Annotated in this window: 20 protein-coding genes; 8 read left to right on the top strand and 12 right to left on the bottom strand. The window is 71.1% G+C overall.

The window, feature by feature from the left end:
- Positions 1–119: 119 nt before the first annotated feature.
- Positions 120–1,256 (bottom strand): peptidoglycan recognition family protein, encoded by a 1,137-nt coding sequence (locus AB0I18_RS47805; protein ID WP_363112133.1) that lies wholly within the window; start codon positions 1,254–1,256, stop codon positions 120–122.
- Positions 1,257–1,556: 300 nt separating this feature from the next.
- Here AB0I18_RS47805 and AB0I18_RS47810 point away from each other — a divergent pair, with 300 nt between their 5' ends.
- The 4 genes from AB0I18_RS47810 (at position 1,557) to AB0I18_RS47825 (ending at position 4,816) form a co-directional block, all read left to right on the top strand.
- Positions 1,557–2,303, top strand: a complete 747-nt coding sequence (locus tag AB0I18_RS47810) for a hypothetical protein (RefSeq protein ID WP_363112134.1) — start codon at positions 1,557–1,559, stop codon at positions 2,301–2,303.
- Positions 2,304–2,389: 86 nt separating this feature from the next.
- Positions 2,390–3,526 (top strand): asparaginase, encoded by a 1,137-nt coding sequence (locus tag AB0I18_RS47815; protein WP_363112135.1) that lies wholly within the window; start codon positions 2,390–2,392, stop codon positions 3,524–3,526.
- A 238-nt stretch (positions 3,527–3,764) separates the two neighbouring features.
- Complete coding sequence (locus AB0I18_RS47820) at positions 3,765–4,184, top strand: RidA family protein (protein WP_363112136.1); 420 nt, start codon at positions 3,765–3,767, stop codon at positions 4,182–4,184.
- 17 nt (positions 4,185–4,201) lie between these two features.
- A complete protein-coding gene (locus AB0I18_RS47825) occupies positions 4,202–4,816 on the top strand; it encodes a gamma carbonic anhydrase family protein (protein WP_363112137.1) in 615 nt (204 codons plus the stop codon).
- A gap of 44 nt (positions 4,817–4,860) precedes the next feature.
- Here AB0I18_RS47825 and AB0I18_RS47830 read toward each other — a convergent pair whose 3' ends face one another.
- From AB0I18_RS47830 to AB0I18_RS47840, 3 genes are all read right to left on the bottom strand, one after another.
- Positions 4,861–5,799: a glycoside hydrolase family 6 protein gene (locus AB0I18_RS47830; protein WP_363112138.1), complete on the bottom strand. Its 939-nt coding sequence runs from the start codon at positions 5,797–5,799 to the stop codon at positions 4,861–4,863.
- Between the two features lie 575 nt (positions 5,800–6,374).
- Positions 6,375–7,157: an aspartate/glutamate racemase family protein gene (locus AB0I18_RS47835; RefSeq protein WP_363112139.1), complete on the bottom strand. Its 783-nt coding sequence runs from the start codon at positions 7,155–7,157 to the stop codon at positions 6,375–6,377.
- 2 nt (positions 7,158–7,159) lie between these two features.
- Positions 7,160–8,644: an NCS1 family nucleobase:cation symporter-1 gene (locus AB0I18_RS47840; RefSeq protein ID WP_363112140.1), complete on the bottom strand. Its 1,485-nt coding sequence runs from the start codon at positions 8,642–8,644 to the stop codon at positions 7,160–7,162.
- Between the two features lie 162 nt (positions 8,645–8,806).
- Here AB0I18_RS47840 and AB0I18_RS47845 point away from each other — a divergent pair, with 162 nt between their 5' ends.
- On the top strand, positions 8,807–9,499 hold the full coding sequence (locus AB0I18_RS47845; protein WP_363112141.1) for a GntR family transcriptional regulator: 693 nt from the start codon (positions 8,807–8,809) through the stop codon (positions 9,497–9,499).
- Between the two features lie 27 nt (positions 9,500–9,526).
- On the opposite strand, the gene pip is transcribed toward AB0I18_RS47845, so the two are convergent.
- On the bottom strand, positions 9,527–10,489 hold the full coding sequence (gene pip, locus AB0I18_RS47850; RefSeq protein WP_363112142.1) for a prolyl aminopeptidase: 963 nt from the start codon (positions 10,487–10,489) through the stop codon (positions 9,527–9,529).
- A 114-nt stretch (positions 10,490–10,603) separates the two neighbouring features.
- Positions 10,604–11,323, bottom strand: coding sequence for a uracil-DNA glycosylase (locus AB0I18_RS47855; protein ID WP_363112143.1), 720 nt, complete (start codon positions 11,321–11,323; stop codon positions 10,604–10,606).
- 64 nt (positions 11,324–11,387) lie between these two features.
- Between AB0I18_RS47855 and AB0I18_RS47860 the strand changes: the two genes are divergently transcribed.
- Entirely contained in the window at positions 11,388–12,014 is a 627-nt protein-coding gene (locus tag AB0I18_RS47860; protein WP_363112144.1) for an RNA-binding S4 domain-containing protein, read from the top strand.
- Between the two features lie 294 nt (positions 12,015–12,308).
- Here the strand turns inward: AB0I18_RS47860 and AB0I18_RS47865 are convergent, their stop codons facing one another.
- The 3 genes from AB0I18_RS47865 to AB0I18_RS47875 all read right to left on the bottom strand — a co-directional run bounded on the left by AB0I18_RS47865 (position 12,309) and on the right by AB0I18_RS47875 (position 14,747).
- Positions 12,309–12,773, bottom strand: a complete 465-nt coding sequence (locus tag AB0I18_RS47865; protein ID WP_363112145.1) for a DoxX family protein — start codon at positions 12,771–12,773, stop codon at positions 12,309–12,311.
- A gap of 101 nt (positions 12,774–12,874) precedes the next feature.
- Positions 12,875–13,558, bottom strand: a complete 684-nt coding sequence (locus AB0I18_RS47870; RefSeq protein WP_363112146.1) for a class I SAM-dependent methyltransferase — start codon at positions 13,556–13,558, stop codon at positions 12,875–12,877.
- A 148-nt stretch (positions 13,559–13,706) separates the two neighbouring features.
- Complete coding sequence (locus AB0I18_RS47875) at positions 13,707–14,747, bottom strand: acyltransferase domain-containing protein (RefSeq protein ID WP_363112152.1); 1,041 nt, start codon at positions 14,745–14,747, stop codon at positions 13,707–13,709.
- A gap of 100 nt (positions 14,748–14,847) precedes the next feature.
- Between AB0I18_RS47875 and AB0I18_RS47880 the strand changes: the two genes are divergently transcribed.
- Positions 14,848–15,111: a DUF6343 family protein gene (locus AB0I18_RS47880; protein ID WP_363112147.1), complete on the top strand. Its 264-nt coding sequence runs from the start codon at positions 14,848–14,850 to the stop codon at positions 15,109–15,111.
- 21 nt (positions 15,112–15,132) lie between these two features.
- On the opposite strand, the gene AB0I18_RS47885 is transcribed toward AB0I18_RS47880, so the two are convergent.
- The 3 genes from AB0I18_RS47885 to AB0I18_RS47895 form a co-directional block, all read right to left on the bottom strand.
- Positions 15,133–15,513, bottom strand: coding sequence for a tetratricopeptide repeat protein (locus AB0I18_RS47885; RefSeq protein WP_363112148.1), 381 nt, complete (start codon positions 15,511–15,513; stop codon positions 15,133–15,135).
- A gap of 119 nt (positions 15,514–15,632) precedes the next feature.
- Complete coding sequence (gene coaE / locus AB0I18_RS47890; protein ID WP_363112149.1) at positions 15,633–16,232, bottom strand: dephospho-CoA kinase; 600 nt, start codon at positions 16,230–16,232, stop codon at positions 15,633–15,635.
- A 34-nt stretch (positions 16,233–16,266) separates the two neighbouring features.
- A complete protein-coding gene (locus tag AB0I18_RS47895) occupies positions 16,267–17,205 on the bottom strand; it encodes a PAC2 family protein (RefSeq protein WP_363112150.1) in 939 nt (312 codons plus the stop codon).
- A 78-nt stretch (positions 17,206–17,283) separates the two neighbouring features.
- On the opposite strand from AB0I18_RS47895, the gene AB0I18_RS47900 reads away from it, so the two are divergent.
- Positions 17,284–17,501: helix-turn-helix transcriptional regulator (locus tag AB0I18_RS47900; protein WP_363112151.1), on the top strand; the 218-nt coding region annotated here is incomplete at its 3' end.

A 17,501-nucleotide genomic window follows, 5' to 3' on the forward strand; every position in this document is an offset into this window, starting at 1 on the left:
ACGGTTTTACACACGTGTCCGCTACCAATCTCACAACGCTAATACACCCACCGCCCCCCAACCCAACAACCCGCGGCCCCCCCCCCGCCCGCCGCGGCGCCCGTCCCTGGACAGAACGGTCAGCCCGCCACCGCGTCCCGCAGCGTCGCGAGCTCGCCGTACATGACCGCACCCGGGCACTCCGTCGACATCCAGTCGCGGTGGCCGCTGATCTCGGGGACGTCCTTCGTGGTGCCGTTGACCGGGTTGGTGTACGTGACCTGGGCCTTGGGGTCGACTCCGTGAAAGCGGGTCAGCACGCGGACCAGGCGGGTGAGGGCCTGGCGGGCGGCGTCGGTCGGACCCTGGTCCACCAGGGTGCCGAGGAGGGCGATGCCGAGGTTGCCCGAGTTGAAGCCGGCCGCGTGGAAGGCGGTCACGAGCTTGCCGTCCGCGTCATGGGCCGGGATGCCGTCGTCGCCCGAGTAACGGCCTTCGTAGATGGTGCCCGCCTCGTCGATGAGGAAGTGGTAGCCGATGTCGCCCCAGTCGTTGGTGATCGCGTGGAGCTGGTAGATCGCACGCATCGTGGCGGCCGGGTCCGGGTCGTCGTTGACGGTGGCCGTGTGGTGGACCGTGAGGGTCTGGAACGGGTAGTACGCGGTCGGCGTGTTCTCCGTACCGTCCGCCTTGAACCGCAGCGACTCGTCCGCACCCCAGGCCGCGCGCGACAGGTAGGCGACACCGCGCACCCGGGTCGTGTCCGTCGGAACGGCCACCTTGCGCGCCGGACCCTGCGTGGTGTCGATGGCCATGGACCGCAGGCCCGTGGCACCGTCGGGGGCCTTGAGTTCGTAACCGGAGGCCTTGTCGGCGGGGATGAGCAGCGCGCCGCCGTTGCTGTCCGAACAGCCGTCGCCGGTCAGGGACTTCCAGGCGCCCGTGCCCCCGTCGGCGTCGGTCAGCCGGATGCCGCCGCCGGTGGTCTCGCGGGTGCCGGCCCAGCGCAGCCCCACGTAGCCGATGGGGAAGGCGGCCTCGACGGGCGCCTCGCCCGTGGCCGCCTTGGCACGGGTCTTGGGGAAGTTCTCGGGGGTCGTACCCGCCGGATCGCCGTTCGTGGCCGGTTCGGCGTCGGCGGAGTCCGAGCCGGTGTTCGCCATCACGACGGGGGTGAGCGCCGCGCCTGCCGCGACGGCGCCCGCGGCGCCGATCAGCCCTCGCCGCGTGACGCGGGACCGGGCGCGGTGGGAGGAGGAGGTGGGGGGAACAGTCATGGGGGATCCTTTTATGTGTTCCAGGGTCGTTCCTGACGGCCGCAGGGCGTACGAGGCCCACACCCAGCCGTGCTTGAAGACTCAACGGAGCATAGAGGTTTGAGTCACCGGCTCTCTCTGCGCCCCCGGCAAAGTCACCGAATGCACTCCTCCCCCACATCTCCCGTCCGTCTCGTCCGTGAATTCCACCCGGCGTTCGCGTTCGGCGCCCGCACCCCGCCGACCGGGCTTTCTGCCGATTGTCAGTGGCATGCGTTACCAATTGAGGTGTCACGCAGCGTCACGATGGGGGAGGTAGTGATGACGACGCGAGGTTCGACGGGGGGTCGTTCGGCGGGAGCCGCCCGTACGCATGTCTCGGCGGCCGGGTTGCGGGCGCGGGGGTGGACCGACGGGATAGTGCGCCGGTTGTTGGGGGTGCCCGACCGGCTGGGTCCGGATCCGCGTTTTCGTTCGGCGCCGTGGACCCGGATGTACCGCGTCGAGCGGGTCGAAGCCGTCGAGCGGAGTGCGGAGTTCCGGTCGGCGGCGGCGTTCGCCGCACGGCGGTCGGGCGCGGTTCGGAAGGCGGCGGACCGCAGAGGGCGGGAGTCCCTGGACCGGCGGCGACGGGAGGCCGTGCACCGGCGCCGGGAGGTGTTGGGCCGGATCCTGGCCCAGCCCATCGACGTACCGCGGATGGAAACCGGGAAGTTGGCTCGACGGGCCGTCGAGCACCGGGAATCCGTCGAGCACCGGGTTCGTCCGGCGGCGGAGGACACCGATCGCGCCTCACTCGACCACTGGATGGTCGACTTCCTGCGACACCGGCTGAGCCACTACGACGAACTCCTGGAGGGACTCCCCCGGCGCGGCGGGCAGTTGGGGCGCAGCAGGGCCGTGGCGCTGTTGCGGCGACGGATCTACGCGGCCATCGCGGAGGCGTACCCGGGGCTCGCGGAGGAGTGCGAGCGGCAGGCGCGTGACCAACGGCTCGGTCCGCCGCCCGCCGGTGAACGGGCCCGCCATGCCCGGCAGTCGGGCCAGGACCACCCGCTCAGCGATTGACACGTATGCGCAACGCCGGGGAAAACACCGCTTCCTACGGTCGGCGGGCGAGCGCTGATCATCGAGCTGCCAGGAGCCGTGCCATCGTGAAAATCGCCCACCGTACCGCCGCCCTGCTCTGTTCGTTCGCCGTCGCCGCGGGAGTCGCGCTGCCCGGCGCGAGTGCCCACGCCGAGGGGAAGAAGGATCTGCCCGAGGTGGCGGTGATCGGTACGGGCGGGACCATCGCCGGGGTCAGCACGAACCGGGTCTCGTTCCAGGACTACCGGGCGGGGCAGCTCGCGATCTCCAAAATGGTCGACGAGCTGCGGCCGGAGGTCGACGGGGTAGCCGATGTGACGACCGAGCAGTTCGGGAACAAGGGGTCGAGCGGCTACACCATCGCGGACTACCGCAGGCTCACCGCCTCCGTCGACGCCGCACTGAAGAAGAGCGACGCCGTCGTGGTCACCACCGGTACGGACACGATGGAGGAGTTCGCGTACTGGCTCGACCTGACCGTGCGCAGCGACAAGCCGGTCGTCCTCACCGGGTCGATGCGGCCGTGGACCGTCATCGGCACGGACGCGCCCGCCAACCTCTACAACGCCATCAAGCTCGCCGCGAGCCGCAAGACGAAGTGCTACGGCACGGTCCTCATGCTCAACGACCAGATCCAGGCGGCCCGGGAGGTCCGCAAGACCAACGCCCTGCGCATGGACACCTTCGAGAGCGGCCCCTCCGGGGAACTCGGCGTCATCGACCAGGACAACATCCGGCTCAACCGAGCGCCGGCCCGCGTCCAGAAGTGCGGCAAGGCGGGCTGGCGTACGCCCTTCGACCTGGACCGGATAACGGGGAAGGGGACGGAGACCGAGCCGCTGCCGAAGGTGGAGATCGCCTACTCGTACCAGGACGCGGGCGGTGAGGCCCTCAAGGCGTTCGCGGACGCGGGGGCCGAGGGCATCGTCACGGCGGGTACGGGCGCCGGCGGTATATCGCCCGCGATGTCGACGGCGCGGACCGAGGCGGTGAAGAAGGGAGTGACCTTCGCGTCGACCACCCGGACCGGATCGGGAGCGGTGTACGGCTCGTCCGGTACCACCGGTGTCATAGGCGCGGAGGATCTGAGCCCGCAGAAGGCCCGGTTGCTGCTGCTCCTCTCGCTCGCGGCGACGGACGACGAGAAGCAGATACGGGAGTGGTTCGCGACGCTGGGGACGGCGCAGTTCAGCGCGAGGTGACGACGGGCGAAAGCCAATACGGGCCGAGGCTGATGCGTGCAGGTCCGATGGGGGCGGGTCCGATGGGTGCAGGTCGGACGGGTGCGGGTCCGGTCAAGTGACAAGTGACAAGTGGGCCACCGGACCCGCACCTCCCGCGGAGATATTCGGATGCGGCTCCACCGCCGGGACCCGCATCATCGGCAGTCATCGGCAGGGGCGCCTCGGTCCCCGCCCGCCGGTCCACGGGAGGCCATCCATGCTGAAGCGCGTCACCGTCCCCACTCTCTCCGCACCGCCCACCTACTCCCACGCCTCCGTCGTCGAGGCGGGCACGCGCCTCGCCTTCCTCGCCGGGTCCGTCCCTCTCGACGCCGAAGGAAAGCTCGTCGGCGCGGGCGACCCGGTACGCCAGGCCGAGCAGGTGATCGCCAACCTGGGCGAGCAACTACAGGCGGTCGGGAGCGACTTGGCGCAGGTGGCGTACACCGACGTGTACGTGGTGAGCAGTGACCCCGCCGTGCTCTCCCAGGTCTGGGACGTCGTGGAGGCCTCCGGACTCAGCACCGGCCCTCACTCGTCCACCCTCCTCGGTGTCGCCTGCCTCGGCTACACCGGCCAGCTGGTGGAGATCACGGCGACGGCTGTGGTCCCGGAGCCCGGCTCGGGCCAGGACTAGGGCCCTAGAGTCGTCCCATGCTGATCGAACACCGTGGGCAGCGGCCCGTCGTCCCGGCCTCCGCATACGTCGCTCCGACGGCCGTCCTCTGCGGTGCGGTCACCCTCGGCGAGCGCGCCCGGGTGCTGCACGGCGCCGTACTCACGGCGGAGGACGGTGAGGTGCGGACCGGCGCGGACGTCGTCGTCATGGAGAACGCCCTCGTACGGGGACGGCGAGAGCACCCCGCGATCATCGGAGACGCCGTGCTCATCGGTCCGCACGCGCACATCAACGGCGCCCGGATCGAGGACGAGGTCTTCGTGGCCACCGGGGCCTCCGTCTTCCCCGGAGCCGTCGCGGGCGCCGGTTCGGAGCTGCGGATCAACAGCGTGCTGCACGCCAACTCGATCCTGCCGCCCGGCACGGTCGTCCCCATCGGATGGATCGCCGCCGGCACCCCGGAAGCGCGGCTCTTCGCGCCCGGGCAGCACGACGAACTATGGGCAGTTCAGAGGGAGTTGGACTTCCCGGGCACGGTGTACGGCGTCCCGCGCGGTACGTCCATGCGGGACATCATGGCCCGGCAGGCGGACCACTTCGGCGCCCACCTCGACGACCGTCTCATCGACGACGGCCCCTTGCCCGAATGAAGCCCTGATGTCCTGATGCCTGATGTCCTGATCCCCGCCCCCGTTCAGCCACGGGCGTTCCGGGCCAGCTCCAGTGCGTACGACGGCCACCACTGGCCGGCGGCCGGTCCGCCCCGGCAGGTGCCGTCGGACTCGCCGGGCCGCTTGATCCACAGATAGGCGTCGAGGAGGGGCACGCCGGTCTCGACCGTGGGCGGGGTACCGAGGGCCCGGCCCGGCGGATTGCACCAGGAATCCGTGCCCGTAAGACCCGTACCTGTGCCCGTGCCCATGTAGGGGCCGTTGCCGTTGCGGCTGCTGTCGATCACGAAGTGCTTGCCGCCGAGGGCTGTGGACAGTTGGCCCCCGTACGCCGAACTGACCATGTCCGTCTGGAAGTTGGAGACATTGAGGGCGAAACCGTCGGCACGGGCGACGCCCGCCTGCTTCAGCGGCTCGACGAGCCGCGAAGTGTCCGGGATCCAGGCGGAGTTGCCCGCGTCGAGGTAGACCCGGGTACCCGGCTGCCGCTTGAACCGGTCCACGGCGTACGCCAGCAGCGCGTACCGCTCCTTGGCCACCACCCGGGCACAGCCCGCCACCACCTGCGCCACAGCATCCGGTTCGACGATCACGTACGCACCCCGGTCGCCGAGCCCCGCTGCGAACTCGTCGACCCACTGCCGGTAGCCCGCCGCGCTCAGGGCTCCGCCACCCGAGTAGGACCCGCAGTCGCGGTGCGGGATGTAGTACGCGACGAGTACGGCGGTACGGCCCTCACGCGCGGCGGCCGTGGTGCGGGCCCGCACCATCGTGCGAGGTCCGGGGTCGTTCAGCCACTCGGCCTGGGGGCGGGCGGCGATCCGGTCCATGAGCAGGGCGTCGGCGGTGCGCCCCGTACGACGCCACTCGGCGGCCTGCCCGGCGGCACGGGACTCGGGGTCGATCCAAAAGGGCCCGAGGTCGGCGTGCGCCCCGCCGTGCCGCTCTCCGCGTCCAGCCAAGCCGACGCCCTCGGCACTCGCACCCGTACCCGTACCCGTACCCGTACCCCGACCCGCACCCGCACCCGCACCCGCACCCGCACCCGCAAACCTCACACCCCCGGCACCCACTCCCACGGACGCGCCCGCTCCCGAAGCCTCGGCCCACCCCACGACCGCCAAGGCGGCAAGCGCGGCAGCCACCACCCGAAGACGGACACCAACCCGGGCGCCAACCCGGGCACCAACAGATACGGGCACGACCGACTCCGTTCCCACCGCCGGGGGCAACGGCGGCGACTGGTCCGCTAGTCCGCGAGGCGCCACCGCACACTCCGGCCCCTCTCCCCCGGAGTCTGCGGTCACCCACACCCCACCGCCCCGCCCGCCGCCGCCAGGACACGCAGAACCACTCCGACGGAGGGCCGCCGATTCAGCGACCCGATCCTCCGAGGTGCTCACGTACCCCATCGCTCGGCCGCGGCCCTTCGGGGGCACGGGGAACCTCGCGCCCGGCCCACGGCGACCGCAGGCTACGAGCCGAACCCCGCACGCGCCCCCGATCGCCGGGCACCCACGCGCCCGGCCTCCGCCACTCAGCGAACCTGTGGCTCCCCGCTCGGCCCCAGCGCAGCCGGCGCACCCGGTGGCCCCCAAGTCCGCCGCTTCGGCAGCGGCTTCGCATAACTGCCCACCCGGCTCGTCGTGAGCCCGAGGGACACCAGGGACTCGGCCAGCTTGACCGCCGCCGCGACCCCGTCGACGACCGGCAGCCCCAGCTTGTCCTCCACCACGCTCACCACCCGCCGCAGCCCGGTCATCCCGGCGCAGCCGAGCACGAGCACCTCCGCCCCGGCGTCCCGCGCCCGCTCGGCGGCGGCCACGAAGGCCACCTCCGTGCGATCCGCGTCGCCGACTTCGCCGAGTTCGCCGAGTTCGAGGACACCGAGCCCTGTACCCACCACGGCGGCGCAGTTCTGGGCCACTCCCGCCGCGTACAGGCTGTCCTCGATCTGCCCGCGCGAGCGTTCCAGCGTGGTGATGACGCCGTACCGCCGGCCGAGCAGACACGCGAGGTGAGCGGCGGCCTCGGTGATGTCGACGACGGGTACGTCCACGAGTTCCCGTACGCCCTCGCGCCCGTGTTCCCCGAACCCGGCCATGACGACGGCGTCGTACGGGCCGTCGTACGTCCGCAGGGTGTCGAGGACGGCTGCCGCCGAGAGGTAGCTGTCGAGCCAGCCCTCCGCGGACTCGGGCCCCCACGCGGGGGTGAGCCCGGTCACGGTGGTGCCCGGGCCTGCGGCGGCCCGGGCACCTCGCACGATGTCCTCGGTCATCTCCTGCGTCGTGTTGCAGTTGGTGACGACGATCCGCACGCTCAGCCCTCCGTCGGCTGCCCGGCCAGAGCCGGTCCGGGCTCGGCCGGTGCCCGCTCGGAGCGGCACAGCAGCGCGTACAGTCCGGCGGCCAGTGCCGTTCCGATGAACCACGAGTACGGGGCCACGTCGCTGAAGGCCTTCACCAGCGCGAGCACCGCCGCGACCGCGGCCGCGGGCAGGAACGCCCACAGGGCCTTGGGGTTGACGCCCTTCTTGTAGTAGTAGCGCGATCCGGGCCGGGCGTTGAAGAGCTCGTCCACGTCGATGCGACCGCGCTTGACCCAGAAGTAGTCGAGCATGATCACGCCGAACAGCGGGCCGAGGAAGGCGCCGAGGCCGCCGAGGAAGTAGTTGACGACGGTGGGGTTGGAGAAGAGGTTCCAGGGGGTCACGAGCAGCGCGGCGACCGTGCTGATCATGCCGCCGACCTTGAAGGTGATCTTCTGCGGCCAGACGTTGGCCAGGTCGTACGCGGGCGAGACGAAGTTGGCGACGATGTTGACGCCCATGGTGGCGATGGCGAAGGTCAGCGCGCCCAGGATCAGGACCCATTTGTTGCCGATCTCGGCGACGAGGTGCGCGGGGTCGGTGATGGCCTCGCCGAACACCTCGATGGAACCGGCCGTGACGATGACCGACACGATCACGAAGGCGGTCGAGTTGATGGGCAGGCCCCAGAAGTTGCCGCGCTTGACGGTCTTGTAGCTGGGCGCGAACCGCGAGAAGTCGCAGAAGTTGAGCATCAGGGTGCCGTACGTGGCGAGGATCAGCCCGATGGCACCGAACCACTGCCGCCACTGCTCGCCCACGGAGACCGGGTTGGGCGTGGAGGTGAGCGAGATGGTCCAGCCGGCCTTGGCGAGGATCCAGATGGCGAGGGCGATCATCACGAGCCAGATGGCCGGGCCGCAGAAGTCCTGGAACTTCCGTACGGATTCCATGCCCTGACTGATGATCAGCGCCTGGACCAGCCACAGCGAGAGGAACGACACCCAGCCGAGCGCGTCGAGGCCGACGAAGGAGTGGTGCGTCCAGGACTCCAGGCCCGGCCAGGCCGCGAGCAGCATGATGTTGACGGCGACGGAGGCCAGGTAGGTCTGGATGCCGTACCACATGATGGCGATGACGGCCCTGATGAGGGCCGGGATGTTGGCGCCCCAGACGCCGAAGCTGATGCGGCTGACGACGGGGAAGGGCACGCCGTGGCGCTGCCCGATCTTGCCCATCCAGTTCATGCCGACGTAGATGAGCACGAAGCCGACGAGCAGCGACGTGAAGATCTGCCAGACGTTCATGCCGAGGACCAGCAGGCCCGCCGCGAACGTGTAGTTGCCCAGGTTGTGGACGTCGGACATCCACATGGCGAAGAGGTCGAAGACCTTCCAGTTGCGCTTGCCCGCGGGCGCGAGGTCTTCGTTGGTGAGCCGGGGGTCGGGGACGAACACTGGCGTGCCGGTGGCTTCGGCCGGGTCGGCGAGGGACACGGGGCCTCCATGAGCGAGGGGACGGCGGGAGGACTGCGGGAAGCGGTTGGGCGAACTTTGGTATACCAAACTTCGGTCATGGTCCCGCTGCCGACGACATCTGGCCATGTCCGTGCGGTTACGACTCGGTAAAACAGTGCCGGGTTCGGCGAGGATGGACCCATGACAACGGTGGAACCGCTGGGGGCGGTACGCGAGCGGGTCCTCGCCTCGCTGCGGCAGGAGATCATCTCGGGGCGGCTGCGGCCCGGCGACCGGCTGGTCGAGCGCGAGCTGGCCGACCGCTTCGGGGTCTCCCGCGTCCCGGTCCGCGAGGCGATCCGCGCGCTCGTCGTCGAGGGCTTCGTGCACTTCGAGACCCCGCGCCGCACGGTCGTCCGCCGGCTGACCCCGACGGACGTCGCGGAACTCTTCGAGCTGCGCGAGGCGTTGGAGGTGTACGCGGCAGGCCTGGCCGCGGCACGGGCGACACCCCAGGACCTGGCGGAGGTCGAGGAACTGCTCGACCGCGCGGCCGTCGCGACCCGGGCCATGGACGCGGAGACGATCACCGACGTCAACAGCCGCCTCCACGACCGCATCGTCGCGATGGCGAAAAACAGCCTGCTGATCGCCGCTCTGGAGCCGGTCGCCGGACGCCTGCGCTGGATGACGCGACGGAACGAGGAGTGGCCCCAACTCCTAGTGGAACACCGCGAGTTGTACGAGGCGATCGCCTCCGGCGACCCGGCACGCGCCCGCGCCCACGCCCTCACCCACGTGCAGACCAACTACCGGTCGACGGTACGACACTTGTTCGCCGAAGCCGAAGCCGAAGCTGACGCCGATGGCGGGCGTGCCGCTGGGCCCGTCTAACGGGTCGAGCGTGCCGCCGGGGCCCGTCTAACGGGCCGCGTACCTGTCGGTGGCCAGGACCAGCGCGTCCGCCATGCCCGGCGCACCCGCGTTGTGCCCGACCTCGTCGATGAGCACCAACTCGCTGCCCGGCCAAGCCTGCTGGAGGCGCCAGACGGTGCCGAGGAGGTTGCCGGGGTCGAGGCTGCCCTGGACGAGGGTGCCGGGGATGCCCTTCAGCAGCGGAGCGTCGCGCAGGACCACGCCGTCCTTGTTCCCCTCGCCGAGGAAGTGGTCGTTGCCCCAGTAGTGGGTGACCGTACGGGCGAAGCCCATGCGGAACACCGGGTCCTCGTAGCGCGGAACGGAACGCGGCGGGGCGGGCGCCATGGCCGTCTCCCAGTCGGTCCAGGCCCGCGCCGCCCGCCTCCGCACCTCCGGGTCGGGCGACTCGATCAGCCGGTTGTACGCGGCCGCCGGGTTGCCGTCGCGCTCGTCCTCGGGCAACTCCGCGAGAAACCGCTCAAAGGCCTCGGGGAAGAACTGCCCGAGCCCTCTGGTCATCAGGGCCACCTCCCGGTCGGCGCCGGTGGCGACCGCGGTGAGCACCAGTTCGGAGACGACGCCGGGGTGCGTCTGCGCGTACCGCAGCCCGAGCACCGATCCCCACGAGACGCCCCACACGAGCCACCGCTCGATCCCCAGGTGCCGCCGCAGCAGCTCCAGGTCGGCCATGATGTGCGCCGTCGTGTTGACGCTCATGTCGGTGGCGTACGCGCTCGCGTGCGGGGTGGACCGCCCGCAGCCGCGCTGGTCCAGCAGGACGATCCGGTACGCGGCCGGGTCGAAGTAGCGCCGGAAGCCGGGACTGCTCCCCGAACCGGGCCCGCCGTGCAGCACCACCGCGGGCTTGCCCAGCGGATTGCCGCAGACCTCCCAGTACACGTGGTTGCCGTCCCCCACGTCGAGCATGCCTTGGTCGTACGGTTCGATCTCCGGATACAGGCCCATTCGCGCGACCCTAACCGGCGTACGGGGCCGTCGGCAGCCCGATTTCCCGCGTACGACCCGGTGGGCGCCCTGTCTTCTCCAACCTCCCGAACCTCTCGAACCTCCCGCCGCCTCCTACGACTTGGTGGGCAACCCGGCCGCCACCGCCGCCTCACTAAGCACGTCCCGCAGCATCGCGGGGGTCAGCCGCCCGGTGAAGGTGTTGCGCTGGCTGACGTGGAAGCATCCGAAGAGGTCGAGCGGCTGCCCCTCCGCGCTCTCCAGGGCGACCCGCGTCCCGTGCGCGAAGCCCGGCCGGGGCCGGGGGACCGTCCACCCCGCCTCGGTGAACGCGGGCAGCGCGGCCTGCCAGCCGAAGGCGCCGAGCACCACGACCGAGCGCAGGGTGGGCCTGAGCAGCGTCAGCTCGCTCACCAGCCAGGGCCGGCAGGTGTTCCGCTCCTCGGGCGTCGGCTTGTTGGCGGGCGGCGCGCAGTGCACGGGCGAGGTGACGCGTACGCCGTGGAGGGTCAGCCCGTCGTCGGCGCTCACGGACGTGGGCTGCGAGGCCAGGCCGACGTCGTGCAGCGCCGCGAACAGCACGTCGCCGGACCGGTCCCCCGTGAACATCCGCCCGGTCCGGTTCCCGCCGTGCGCCGCGGGCGCGAGCCCGACCACCAGCAGCGAAGCGTCCGGCGGCCCGAATCCGGGCACCGGGCGGCCCCAGTACGTCCAGTCCTCGAAGGCGGCCCGCTTCGTCCGGGCCACCTCCTCCCGCCATCCGACGAGCCGTGGGCAGGCCCGGCATCCGGAGATCCGCTCGTCCAACCCGGCCAGACCGCGCTCCCGCTCCATGCCCCCACGGTATGCCTGGGTGAGGACCGGCCCGAGGAGTAAGCCCGAGGACTAAGGTCGGAGCATGGCTTCAGGGACTCAGGAACTCAGGGGGAACGGGGCGAAGCGCGTGAGCGACGGCGATGGCGGCGACCGCGGCGGCGACGGACCGGGCCCCACGGGTGACAGGGCGGGTGAACGTGACCAGTCCGACGCGCGGAACACCACGACCGGATCCGGATCCGGCCCCGACGGCCGGACCGGCCCGGACGGCCCCGCCGATGCCGTGGCCATCCCGAAGGCGGCCGCGCCCTCGAACGGTGAGACCGTGCGCGTCGACAGCTGGATCTGGTCCGTACGCCTCGTGAAGACCCGCTCGATGGGCGCCACCGCCTGCCGTGGAGGCCACGTCCGGGTGAACGGCGAACGCGTCAAGCCCGCGTACGCCGTCCGCGTCGGCGACGAGGTCCGGCTCCGGCATGCCGGCCGGGAGCGGATCGTCGTCGTGAAGCGGGTGATCCGCAAACGCGTCGGCCCCGCGGTCGCCGCCGAGTGCTTCGTCGACAACAGCCCGCCGCCCCCGCCCCGCGAGGCCGTCGCCCCGGCAGGCATCCGCGACCGGGGCGCGGGCCGCCCGACCAAGCGCGACCGCCGCGAGATGGAACGCCTACGCGGCCTGAGCACACCTGACGGCGACCCGGACGCACACTGAGGGCAGCGCGCGGACCCACCGTGCCCATGACGGCCTGACCCCCGACACGACACCGCACGGCAGCCTCCCGCGAGGCCCAGAGCCTCGGGTGGCTCCCGCAGGGGGCGATCCCTCGGGTGGCTCCCGCAGGGGCCATCCTCCGGACGGGCACCGCACGGCGCGGCACCGCACGGCGGCCGGGTGTCCGGGCGTCCAGGCGTCCAGCAGTACCTCGGGTTGCCAGCCGGCGCCTGCCAGACGCCGTGCGGGCTCATGAGCGCGTGCGCGCCCATGAGCCCGTGAGCCCGTGTGCGCTCAGGACCGTCGTCGTACAAGCCTCAGCAGCTCCGCGTTGTGCCCGCGCCGCGCCCAGGCGATCAGCGCGAGCGGCACGATCAGGATGAGCGGGGTCGCCGCGTACTCCCCGTCGAAGACGGCGATCTGCGTGATGAACGCCCCCACCATCAGCGCGCTCAGCGACACCGCCGCCACGGACGACAGCACCGGGATCAGCAGCGCGACGCCGCCGGCCAGTTCGAGCAGGCCGATGGTGTACATCCCCGCGCTGCCCCAGCCGATCTCGTCGAAGGACTCGGCGGCCGACGAGTGCGCGATCAACTTGGGCAGCGCGCTGGCGATCACGTAGAAGAGGGCGAGCAGCACCTGCAGACCACGCAGGGCGAGGCGGGCACGACGGCCACGGGCAGTCGCGGACTCGGCGACGACGGTGCCGGAGCGGACGGCAGCGGCGGCGGTGACGGAAGCGGCGGTCTCGGACATGAGGGTCTCCTGGGTGAAGCGGTTCGCGTTGCTGTCACGGAGGTAGACCGCCCCGACACCCGAAACTCATCGCCTCACCATCGCCGCCCCCTGGTCCAGTCTCACTCCCCCACAGGCACCGCCCGCACCCACACTCCGTCCTCCGTCAGATACCGGTCGACCCTCAGCCCCGCCTCCCCCAGCGCCTCCTCGAACTGCTCCTTGGTGAGCGGCCGGGCGAGAAACGTCTGCGTCCAGGTGGCATCCGGAAAGACATACTCCGCCCGCACCGAGTTCACCCCGTCCCCCACCGGCTCCGCCGACAGCATGCGCAGCGTGAACCCGCTCGGATCTGTTCGCTCGCGCGGCAGGTTCGTGTGGTAGTCCTCCCCCTCGCGCTGGATCAGCACGCACCCGTCGTCCGCGACATGGCTCCGGCACGCGTCCAGCATCCCGCGTCGCACGTCGACGTCCCCGGCGTGCACGAGGAACGACGCGAGCATCACCACGTCGAACTTCTCCCCCAGGTCGAGCCTTTCGACGGGGCCACATATCTTGCGCGCCCCCCGCACCCGCTCCAGCATCTCGGCCGACTCGTCCACGGCCGTCACCGTGAAGCCCCGCTCCAGGAGGGGATGGGTCATCCGGCCCACTCCGCTGCCCAGTTCGAGGATGTGCGCCCCCGCCGGTACGGCCCCGGCGATGATGTCCGGCTCGTCCCCGATGGGCAGGCGCGCGTACAGCTCCACCGCGCAGCCGTCCGGTGTGATGGCGCCTGGCCCCGCCCCCTCGTATCCCTCACGCATTTCGATCCTCATGCCAATCCAACGGCCCGTGCCCGCCGCCCCGTTCCCACCCTCGACCAGATCACCCGTTCGAGTTACGGACGAATTCACCCACGGTGCCGACGAGTTGGGGCCGGTCAGGGCTCAGCCCAGCCGCGACGCGATCCGGCTACAGCGCGAACCAGCCATACCCGCCGTACCAGTGACCGCCCGCCCGCAGATGATCCCCGACCGCCCGCTCGACCGCGGTGCGCCGCGGCAGCCCCGCCGACGGCAGCTCCGGGTCGCCGAACACGAAGCCGACGGGGCCCTTGTCGTCCGCCTTCGTCTCGTCGTGCGCGAGGTGGAACCGTTCCTGGAAGCGGATGATGTTGGAGTCCGCCGGCAGATACCGCTTCAGCTGCGGGTCGAGCAGCCAGGAGTGGCAGACGGCCACCTTGTAGCGCTCGTCGGGGTAGTGGCGGGCGAAGAACTCGCGGGCCAGGTCCAGCGAATGGTCGCAGGCCGCCGGTGACAGGGGTCCTCGGAAGTCGGTGATGTGCAGGCTGAGGCAGAGCTCGCCGGGGCCCGTGTCGAGACCGGCGGTCGCGGCCTCCTGTCCCGTTCGCCCGCCGAGCCGAGAGCGCTGGAACTGCAGCCGCCCCAGCTGGTACAGCTCCCCGTGGAAGTGCAGGGCGATCCACCACGGCGCCGGCAGCCCGGACGTGCCGAACCGGCGCCGGTGCACGGCGATGTGCCGTCCCAGGTCGGCGAGGGTGCGCCGGGACACGGCCGCCGGAATGCCCCGGTCCCGGTGGTAGGCGCGCACATACGGCAGCGCGGCGATGAAGACGAACACATGGAAGGTGCGGCCCAGCGCTCCCGTGGACTCCGGGAACGCCGGCGGCTCCCACCCTTTGCCGATCTCCCCCATGTCGCGTACGAACCGGTCGACACACCGCGCCAGCAGTGTCATCGCCTCCGGATCCGCCGCCAACTGTGCGCGCAGCGCCACCAGTTCGTTGAGGGCCTCGTGCGGCACGGACAGGTCGAGCAGTACGTCCGGCAGTGCGAGTTCGTCCGGCAGGACGGCCTCCGCCCGTGGGCCGCCCGCACCCGGGCCCTCACCCCCGCTCCTGCCCCCACCCTCGCCCTGGCGGCTGTCCTCGCTCTCCAGGTCCCTCAGCCATCCGGCGAGCCTCTCGTCCGCCCGCAGTGCCTCCAGCAGCACAGCCGCTCCCCGTTCGTCCGCCCTTGGTGCCCTTGCCTTGGTGCCCTTGGTGAACGTGCACCACGAAGAGTACGTTTTTCTCATAGGAGTAGTGATCCCGATGCGTACGGGCAGTGAACCTAGGACTGCACGCAGTGCACTCCGTGTGCGGCTGTGGCTCAGTGTGTGGGGGCTGGTCTGGGCGATCGTGGGAACCGCCGCTTTCGCCCTGGTCGGGCGGCCCGGCTGGGCGATCGCCTGCGGAGTGCTGTGGCTGGTCGTCACCGTCGACCTGGCGATGATCCTCAAGCACATCCGCCAGGGGCCCCACTATCAGCCGGGCCCCGATGTCCCGCCGTACCGGCCACCGGAGCACCGCGTCTAGGGGCTTGTTCGCCGGCCGCGGCTAGGAGTCGAAGCGGGCCGCGGCCAGGTACTCCGGCTGCGGGTCCAGCGCCGCCGCGAGCCGGAAGTGACGTATCGCCTGGTCGGGTCGGCCGGAGCGCTCGTAGGTGCGGGCGAGCGCGAAGTGCGCGAACGCGTTGTCCGGTTCGCGCTCCAGCACGATGGTGAACTCCAGCTCGGCGGGCCGCAGTTGCGCGGCGGCGAAGAAGGCACGGGCGCGCAGCAGCCGTGCCGCCGTGTTCTCCGGGTGCGCGGCGATGACCGAGTCGAGCAGCTTCACCGCGCCCCGCGGATCCCGTGCGGCCAGCAACTGCTCGGCGGCACGGAAGTCGATGACATGCGTCTCCGGAGTACGTCCGGCGAATCCGCTGGTCTCGGGCACGGCAGAGTCCTTCCCTCACTACGGGGAGTCAACGCCCCGAAGGGGGCCACTATTCCAAGGTCGTCTTCCCCGCACGCGCTGCCCCACTCCCCGTAGGTTGCTTCCCTGCCCGTCGGTTGCTACCCGCGCGCCCGCCGGACGAGGTCCGCCCACACGTCCCGTACGCGCCGCTCCAGTGCTTCGAGGGGTACGTCGTTGTCGATGACGATGTCCGCGATCTCCAGGCGCTTCTCGCGGGTGGCCTGGGCGGCCATGCGGGCGCGGGCGTCCTCCTCGGTCATGCCGCGCAGCCGCACGAGCCGGTCGAGTTGGGTCTCGGGGGCGGCGTCGACCACGATCACGAGGTCGTAGAGCCGTGCGAGGCCGTTCTCGGCGAGCAGCGGCACGTCGTGCACGACCACGGAGTCCTCGGCGGCGGCTTCTTCGAGTTCGCGGGAGCGGGCGCCGACCAAGGGGTGCACGATCGAGTTGAGCACGGCGAGCTTCTCGGCGTCGGCGAAGACGATCGAGCCGAGCTTGGGCCGGTCCAGGCTGCCGTCCTCGGCGAGCACGTGCTTGCCGAAGGCGTCAACGACCGCCGCCAGCCCGGCGGTTCCGGGCGCGACGACCTCCCGCGCGATCCTGTCGGCGTCGATCAGCACGGCGCCGCACTCCACGAGCAGCCGCGACACCTCGCTCTTGCCGGCGCCGATTCCGCCGGTCAGGCCCACTTTCAGCATGACCGAAAGCCTAAGCGCTCCGCCGGTGGCGTGGTCAGCCCTCGCCTTCCCGTTCCGCGAGGAACTTCTCGAATTCGAGCCCGATCTCGTCGGCGGACGGGATGTCGATGGGCTCGGCGAGCATGTTGCCCCGCGTCTCGGCGCCCGCGGCGGCGTCGTACTGGTGCTCAAGTCCCTGGACGAGCGCGACGAGTTCCTCGTCGCCCTCCTGGATCTGCCGGTCGATCTCGGTCTGGGTGCGGTGCGCCTCGGTGCGCAGGGCGTGCGCGATGCCGGGCAGGACCAGGCCGGTCGCGGCCGTGATCGACTCCAGGACGGTCAGCGCGGCGTCCGGGTACGGGGACCGGGCGATGTAGTGCGGCACGTGCGCGGCGACGCCCAGGACGTCGTGGCCGGCTTCCATGAGGCGGTACTCGACGAGCGACTCGGCGCTGCCGGGGACCTGGGCCTCGTCGAAGGGGCTGCGGTGCCCGGGAATGAGATCGTTGCGGTTGCCGTGCGGGGTGAGGCCCACGGGCCGCGTGTGCGGAATGCCCATGGGGATGCCGTGGAAACTCACGGACAGGCGCACGCCCAGCCGTTCCACGATCTGCTGGACGGCCGCCGCGAAGCGCTCCCACTCGACGTCCGGCTCGGGGCCGGACAGCAGCAGGAAGGGCGCGCCGGTGGCGTCCTGGACGAGCCGCACGTCCAGCGTGGGCTCCTCGTAGTCGTCCCAGCGGTCGCGCTTGAAGGTCAGCAGCGGACGCCTGGCCCGGTAGTCCACGAGCCGGTCGTGGTCGAAGCGGGCGACGACCTGGTGGGGCAGCGAGTCGAGCAGCCGGTCGACGATCTGGTCGCCGGTCTCGCCCGCGTCGATGTATCCGTCGAAGTGGTAGAGCATGACAAGGCCGGCCGATTCCTGGGCGAGCGCCATGTCGACGACAGCCAGGCCCTTCGGCTCCCATGCGTACAAACCCTGCGGATCAAGCACAGTGACCGCTCCTCCTCGTGTTCGTACTCCACAACGTGGTGCGGAGCGCGAGCATTCCCGGCCCGCGCTCCTTCCCCGATGCTCTTACCGACTTCTCAGCCTTCCCGGCCGCTGCTCGGTCACTACGGCTGCTCGGCCACTACGAGGAGAGCATGCTCGCGTTACACCGGCGGCACGCGTGTGTGGAGCGCGGTAACGGTCCTGCGGGCGCTCAAGGAACGGAGGGGCGTCAGTTACGAGGCCCTGGCCCGGGACACCGGAATCGGCAGGTCCAGCCTTCACCGGTACTGCTCCGG

Source organism: Streptomyces sp. NPDC050704 (genome assembly GCF_040654355.1).
Taxonomy (GTDB): domain Bacteria; phylum Actinomycetota; class Actinomycetes; order Streptomycetales; family Streptomycetaceae; genus Streptomyces.